Annotated in this window: 7 protein-coding genes; 3 read left to right on the top strand and 4 right to left on the bottom strand. The window is 59.8% G+C overall.

Annotated elements, in window-relative coordinates:
- A partial coding sequence (locus ACXAEW_RS22235; protein WP_474943537.1) for a sialate O-acetylesterase occupies window positions 1-331 on the top strand: 331 nt, incomplete at its 5' end.
- A 26-nt stretch (window positions 332-357) separates the two neighbouring features.
- Here the strand turns inward: ACXAEW_RS22235 and ACXAEW_RS22230 are convergent.
- The 3 genes from ACXAEW_RS22230 to ACXAEW_RS22220 form a co-directional block, all read right to left on the bottom strand.
- Window positions 358-1,110: a metallophosphoesterase gene (locus tag ACXAEW_RS22230; protein WP_474943536.1), complete on the bottom strand. Its 753-nt coding sequence runs from the start codon at window positions 1,108-1,110 to the stop codon at window positions 358-360.
- 18 nt (window positions 1,111-1,128) lie between these two features.
- Window positions 1,129-2,304 (bottom strand): nucleotide sugar dehydrogenase, encoded by a 1,176-nt coding sequence (locus ACXAEW_RS22225; RefSeq protein WP_474943535.1) that lies wholly within the window; start codon window positions 2,302-2,304, stop codon window positions 1,129-1,131.
- Between the two features lie 89 nt (window positions 2,305-2,393).
- Window positions 2,394-3,764, bottom strand: coding sequence for a phosphomannomutase (locus tag ACXAEW_RS22220; protein WP_474943534.1), 1,371 nt, complete (start codon window positions 3,762-3,764; stop codon window positions 2,394-2,396).
- A 125-nt stretch (window positions 3,765-3,889) separates the two neighbouring features.
- Here ACXAEW_RS22220 and ACXAEW_RS22215 point away from each other — a divergent pair, with 125 nt between their 5' ends.
- Together ACXAEW_RS22215 and ACXAEW_RS22210 are read left to right on the top strand one after the other, a co-directional pair.
- Window positions 3,890-4,876 (top strand): KpsF/GutQ family sugar-phosphate isomerase, encoded by a 987-nt coding sequence (locus ACXAEW_RS22215; RefSeq protein WP_474943533.1) that lies wholly within the window; start codon window positions 3,890-3,892, stop codon window positions 4,874-4,876.
- A gap of 32 nt (window positions 4,877-4,908) precedes the next feature.
- Window positions 4,909-5,703, top strand: a complete 795-nt coding sequence (locus ACXAEW_RS22210) for a 3-deoxy-manno-octulosonate cytidylyltransferase (protein WP_474943532.1) — start codon at window positions 4,909-4,911, stop codon at window positions 5,701-5,703.
- Between the two features lie 85 nt (window positions 5,704-5,788).
- On the opposite strand, the gene ACXAEW_RS22205 is transcribed toward ACXAEW_RS22210, so the two are convergent.
- On the bottom strand, window positions 5,789-6,367 hold the full coding sequence (locus ACXAEW_RS22205) for a 2OG-Fe(II) oxygenase (RefSeq protein ID WP_474943531.1): 579 nt from the start codon (window positions 6,365-6,367) through the stop codon (window positions 5,789-5,791).
- Window positions 6,368-6,634: the final 267 nt, after the last annotated feature.

The following is a 6,634-nucleotide window of genomic DNA, read 5'->3' as shown; positions in this document are numbered from 1 at the left end:
TCAGGGCGAGCGGGACGGCGCGCAGAATGCTGCGGCCAGCTATCAGGCGAACCTGGCGCAATTTGTCACCAGCCTGCGCAGCGATGTGACAGCCGCAGCGGCGGACACCCCCTTTGTCTGTGGTGGGCTGTTGCCGTCTTTCACCCTCAACGAAGTGCCACAGATCCAGGCCATTCTGGCCGATGCCCCCAATTTCCTGGATCACTGCGGCTTTGCCAGCAGTGCGGCGCACAGCACGGCGCTGGATGACCGGCATTTTGATGCGGCAGCGCTACGCGGCCTGGGGGCGGATTACTTCCAGGCCTATCTGGCGGCGCAGGCGGGGGGCTGACACCCCGGTATAGGCGACACGGGAGGTCAGCCCGTGACTTCGACAAATGTGACGCCGTCTTTTGCAATCCGCGCAGCGGTCAGCCGCCCGGTGGCAAAGGCACCGGTGTCAATATTGATCTTGCCATGGGTTTGGCTGGGGGACGACTGGATGACATGGCCATGAACAACCCAGGTGCCATCCCGCCGCCGCAACCGGGCAAAATCCGGATGCCCCCAGATGAGGTGTTTGGGGTCCTGTGCCTCAATCGGGCCGCGCGGGTCCGCCCCGGCATGGGTGACCGCCACATTCCCAGAGCGCCAGAAGGTCGGCAGCTCCCGGAGCCAGGCGATCAGCTCAGGACCCAGGGCCGCAACCAGCTGCGCGTGGAGATCCTGGGCATGGTCTTCCGGGGCGGGCGGCACCGTGATGCCAAAGCTTTCGAGCGTCTCCACCCCGCCATATCGCAACCAGGGTGCCCCGCGCGCAGGGTTGTCCACAAACCGCAGCAGCATCGCTTCGTGATTGCCCTTCAGACAGATGAGCTGCGCCGGGTCCTGCCCCTTTGTGCCTGTTGCCGCCAAAGGCTGCGACCTGGCCTTTAAAAAGCGCAGCACCGCCGCGCTCTGGGGGCCACGGTCGATATAATCTCCGACACAGATCACCGGCAGATCAGGCTCTAATTCGGGGAAAATCTTCAGAAGAAGATCGTAGCAGCCGTGGATATCCCCCACCGCATAAAATGGGGCGTTGGGGGATAGGGGGGGGAAGGCGCGCCAGCGGTTCAGCAGGGACAGCATCGGCGCACCACCCGGAATTCAATCATTGCCAAAGAGATCGCGGGTAAAGACCTTGTCGGCCACATCTGCCAGATCGTCGGTCTGGCGGTTGGCGACGATCACATCGGCCTCTGCCTTAAAGGCGTCCAGATCGCGCACCACCTTGGAGCCATAAAACTCATCCTCAGGCAGGCTGGGTTCATAGACAATGACCGGGATGCCTTTGGCCTTGATCCGTTTCATAATGCCTTGCACCGAAGACTGGCGGAAATTATCCGACCCTGCCTTCATCACCAGCCGGTGGATGCCCACACAGGCGGGTTTTTTGGCAATGATCGCCTCGGCCAGGTAGTCCTTGCGGGTGCGGTTGGCATCAACAATGGCGCGGATGATATTCTGGGGCACCTCGGCGTAATTGGCCAGCAGCTGTTTACTGTCCTTGGGCAGGCAATAACCGCCATAGCCAAATGACGGGTTGTTGTAATGGCTGCCGATGCGCGGATCGAGCCCCACACCTTCGATGATCTGGCGCGCGTCCAGATCACGTGACAGCGCATAGCTGTCCAGCTCGTTAAAAAACGCAACCCGCATCGCCAGATAGGTATTGGCGAACAGTTTGATCGCCTCGGCCTCGGTGCTGTCGGTAAACAGGGTCGGCACATCCTTGTCCAGCGCGCCTTCGGCCAGCAGCTCCGCAAACCGGCGGGCGCTGTCGCTTTGGGCGCCGACAATGATGCGCGAGGGGTGCAGATTGTCATAAAGCGCGCGGCCCTCCCGCAGAAATTCGGGGCTGAACACCACACGATCCGTGCCCAAACGTTCCCGCAGCCCTTCAGTAAAGCCCACCGGCACCGTGGATTTGATCACGATGGTGGCCTTGTCGTTCATCGCCAAAGCCTGTTCCACCACCGTTTCCACCGTGGAGGTGTCAAAATAATTGGTTTTGGGGTCGTAATTCGTCGGCGTGGCCACGATCACGAAATCCGCATCTGCAAAGGCTGTGCCTGCATCGGTGGTGGCGCTCAGATCCAGCTCTTTGGTGGCGAGGTAATCAGCCAGTTCCGCATCCACAATCGGGCTTTTGCGCTGGTTCAGAAGATCAACCCGTTCTTGCGTGATATCCAGCGCGACGACCGCATGATGTTGGGCCAACAACACAGCATTAGACAATCCGACATAACCAATTCCGGCAACAGCAATTTTATTTTTGAGCATAACGTGCATCCGACTTCTAAGCACCCACGATTGGTGCAATGAAACTTATATGCATATAGGCAGCTTCCCGGCGCCCATACAAGCAACCCTTACCCAAGCGCGCTGCGCAAATGCGCAAGCCCCGCTTTTAAGCGCTCGGCTGCCAGTTTGCTGTTTTCTGCCTCTACATACAGACGCAGTTCAGGCGCATTGCCCGAAGGACGGATATGGATCACACCACCGCCCACAAGCGTCATACGCACCCCGTCGGTCAGATCCAGGCTGGCCTCGCTGACCCCCAGAGCGTGCAGAAACGCCGCCCGCGCATCCGCATCCTGCGCCAGCGCCGCAACAAAGGGCTGGGAGGCCTCCTGTGGCACCTCCTGCAGACGATCCGCAACAGTAACCACCGCAGGCTCCTCAGCCACACGCGCCGACAGTGGCCCCTCTCCGGCGGCGATCAGCGTCATCAGCAAGGGCAGCACACAGTCGCGGGTTTTCAAAGGCGAGAGCGTCCCGGCAGGGCCCTCGGCCGCAAACCCCAGAAGATAGCCGCCATTGGCCTCATAGCCGACCACTTTGCCAGATGCGGCCTCCATGCCCGCAATCACATAAGGCGAACCGATGCGGGTGAGCGTGACCTGATGAAACCCCTTTTGGGCCACGCCGGAATTGGAGGAGATCGGCGTCACCACCACCTCGGCCCCCAGAGTCTCAGACGTGATTTGCCCCATCACATCACCGGGCACGATCTGCCCCTGTTCATCCGCCAGCAAAGGCCGATCACTGTCCCCATCGGTGGAAACCAGCGCGTCCAGATCATGCTCTTTGACCCAGGCCTCCACCTGCGCGCGGGTCTCGGGATCCACCGCTTCGGTATCAACAGGGATAAACGTTCTGGACCGGCCCAGATCCAGCACAAAGGCCCCCAGCTTCTCAAGGATTTCAGCCAGAAGGTTCCGCCCCACCGCCGAATGGCTGTAAAGCCCGATGCGTTTGCCCTGCAGCGCATCCGGCCCGCAGGCCGCCACATAGCGCGCCACAAAGGCGGCGCCAACGCGCCTGTCCTTGTCCACCACGCCACCGCCCTCCCCTGCGCCACGGCCCAGGTTTTCCTTGATTGCGGCTTCGTCCTCTTTGGTGATTTCACCCGTCTTGGAATAGAACTTCAGCCCGTTGCGGTCGGCCGGGATATGGCTGCCGGTGATCATAATGGCCGCCGCCCCGCGCGCCTGCGCCGCCAGCGCCAATGCCGGCGTGGGCACCGCGCCGCAGTCTATCAGCGTCACCCCTTCACCGGTCACGGCGGCGCGCACCGCCTGGGCGATCTCAGGCGAAGAGGGGCGCATATCCCAGCCAAGACAAATCCCCGTACCGGTGTCGCAGGCCGCAATAAAGGCCCGCACATGATCGGCCACCCGCTCCGCTGTCAGCTCCACCACCAGGCCGCGCAGCCCGCTTGTTCCAAATTTCGGTGCCATCTCTTTGTCCTGTGATTGCCAGTGCATGCCCGTTTGGGCGGACCATATCCAGAGCCTCCCCCCTTGCCTAGGCAGGATCCGCCCCCTAGGAAGGCAAAACACCCATGCCACACCGAGAGTTATTGATGTCAGAAGCGCGCAAGGCCACCCCCAGCATTTCCCCCGAGGCCATTATCGCCTCGGGCCAGCATGTTCTGGCGGTTGAGGCCGCCGCCCTGGCGCAGATGGGAGAGACCCTGCCGCCCGATTTTGCCGCCGTGGTCGAATTGATCCTGGGCGCCAAAGGGCGTGTTATCGTCTCTGGTATCGGCAAATCCGGCCATATCGGACGCAAGATTGCCGCAACCTTTGCCTCTACCGGCACGCCGTCTTATTTTGTCCATTGCGCCGAAGCCAGCCATGGCGATCTGGGCATGGTAACGCCCGCTGATATCTGTCTGTTGATCTCCAATTCAGGCGAAACCACCGAGCTGCAGGATATCCTGGCCCATACCCGGCGCTTTTCGATCCCCACCGTGGCGATTTCCTCCAAACCCGACAGCACGCTGATGAAGGCCGCCGATTACCGCCTGTGCCTGCCGCCTGCGCCTGAGGCCTGTTCGATCGGCATGGCGCCCACCACATCCACCACGCTGACATTGGCACTGGGGGATGCGCTGGCCGTGGCGTTGATGGATCAGCGCGGCTTTATGCCCGAAGATTTCCGCGTCTTTCACCCGGGCGGCAAACTGGGCGCACAGCTGGCCACTGTGGCGCAGCTGATGCATTCGGGCGACGCCCTGCCCCTGGTCACCGCGGATACCCCGATGCAGGATTGCCTGCTGACCATGACCTCCAAAGGCTTTGGCATTGCCGCCGTGGTCGCGGGGGACCGCCTGTCCGGCGTGATCTCGGACGGGGATTTGCGGCGCAATATGGCGCAGCTGCTGCGCGCCACCGCCGGTGAGATCGCAAGCAAAGACCCGATCACCGTGGCCCCGGACGAACTGGCCGCATCGGCGCTGGCCACCATGAACGCCCGCAAGATCTCGGTGCTGATGGTGGTGGATACGACCGGTGCCCCTGTGGGCATCCTGCATATCCACGACCTGCTGCGCGCCGGCGTCGCCTGATAGATATTCGGCTCTAAACAAGAGGCATTCCCATGAAAACCGTGATCCTGATCCCCGCCCGCTATGCCTCGACCCGCTATCCGGGCAAGCCTCTGGTGGAGCTGACACAGCCTGACGGCAGCCGCAAAAGCCTGATCCGGATGAGCTGGGAAGCGGCAATGGGCGTTCAGGGTGTCGATGCGGTCCATGTGGTGACCGATGATGACCGGATCAAAGAGGCCGCCGAAGGGTTTGGCGCCTCTGTGATCATGACGCCGACCACTTGCGAAAACGGCACCGCCCGCTGTGCGGCGGCGCTGGACGTCGGCGCGATTGACGCGGATCTGGTGGTCAACCTGCAAGGAGACGCCCCCCTGACGCCGACCTGGTTTGTCGAAGATCTGATTGCCGCCATGAAAGCCGACGCCGAGGCCCAGGTGGCCACGCCGGTCTTGCAATGTGACCCGCTCACCTATGGCCATTTTGTCGAAGACCGCAAAGCCGGCCGTGTGGGCGGCACCACGGCCGTGTTCAACGCCAAAGGCCACGCGCTTTATTTCTCAAAAGAAGTGCTGCCCTATATCGATCCGGGCAAAGTGCCGGATGCGGATATCCCGGTCTATCACCATGTGGGGGTTTACGCCTATCGCCCGGCGGCTTTGCGCGCCTATGGCACCTGGGGGGAATGTGATCTGGAAAACCGCGAAGGGCTGGAACAGCTGCGGTTTTTGTTCAACGACACGCCCGTGGCCTGTGTCGAGGTGGAGGGGCGCGGCCGGGTGTTCTGGGAGCTGAACAACCCCGAGGATGTGGCCCGCATCGAAAGCGTTCTGGCCAAACAGCTGTGATCCATTGGGGGCGTTGTCCCCCCGCCCCCCGCAGATATCCCAAAACCAGATCAGTGCTGCGACGGCTTAGCGGACAAAGCAGGCCTTAGATTTTGGCCCTAAACATAACATCGGTGCGCAATACATACTTTACACCGCTGTTGATTGAATCGCCTCGGTGTGAAAGTGGATGGTGAAATATTAGCGCTTTTCCCACGGCTGGCTCGATTGTGAAGTCCGTAAATACATACGGCGAAAACACGTCTGCAAAAGAGGTTCCGCCTCCGTCCACCCCGTCGTTCAGGTAAATCATCATAGTAAATTTGCTTACAGACCCATCGGTTTGTTGAAATTCACCGTCCTGATGCCAATCGAAGAACTGACCTGCCACATATCTGTAAACACGAAAGCGTTTATTTAAGCCGGTTGCTGTCAGGCCCTTAAACGGCTTCCGGAAGTGAGACGATACCCGAATCCATATTTCTTCAGCAAAATCAAAGTCATCAAATATTACACGGTCGTTGTTTCGGATTTCTGGCGCAACCAAAGTTCCATTTTCGGACGTGATGGTCGCAGGTTCAAAACCGATAGCGTTTGCTCGATCAATAACCCGATTGCAAAAATCTGTATCGGCAAATTCAGAAATTTCGAAAACAAGGTGCTCAAGCACCGAGGGAATAGTCATGCTTCATCTCCAGCAAACATTTCAACATGCGAGTATATGGGCCGAGTGCAAAAGCGCTCAGCGATACCACGCCCGAAGGAGTGTTGAATGGTTTGGCAACCGAGATGATATGCATCGTGTGGTCATGAATGCTTAGTGGCTCATGATACGGGCGAAATCAAGACTTCAGCACTCGAAGACACTTGCGTTGAAACCGTCAGCTTCGGGCTTATTCAGTTGAAAAACTCGCCGATTTGTATGCTCGGTTTTGATCTCGATATCTGCACA

The organism is Epibacterium sp. ABZ3_068, assembly GCF_056159265.1.
This window is presented reverse-complemented; position numbering and strand designations above follow the sequence as displayed.

Bases quoted from the DNA above. Each gene is read 5' to 3' on its own strand.
- ACXAEW_RS22230 (WP_474943536.1), bottom strand. From the start codon at position 1,110: ATGCTGTCCCTGCTGAACCGCTGGCGCGCCTTCCCCCCCCTATCCCCC.
- ACXAEW_RS22225 (WP_474943535.1), bottom strand. From the start codon at position 2,304: ATGCTCAAAAATAAAATTGCTGTTGCCGGAATTGGTTATGTCGGATTG.
- ACXAEW_RS22215 (WP_474943533.1), top strand. From the start codon at position 3,890: ATGTCAGAAGCGCGCAAGGCCACCCCCAGCATTTCCCCCGAGGCCATT.
- ACXAEW_RS22220 (WP_474943534.1), bottom strand. From the start codon at position 3,764: ATGGCACCGAAATTTGGAACAAGCGGGCTGCGCGGCCTGGTGGTGGAG.
- ACXAEW_RS22205 (WP_474943531.1), bottom strand. From the start codon at position 6,367: ATGACTATTCCCTCGGTGCTTGAGCACCTTGTTTTCGAAATTTCTGAA.
- ACXAEW_RS22210 (WP_474943532.1), top strand. From the start codon at position 4,909: ATGAAAACCGTGATCCTGATCCCCGCCCGCTATGCCTCGACCCGCTAT.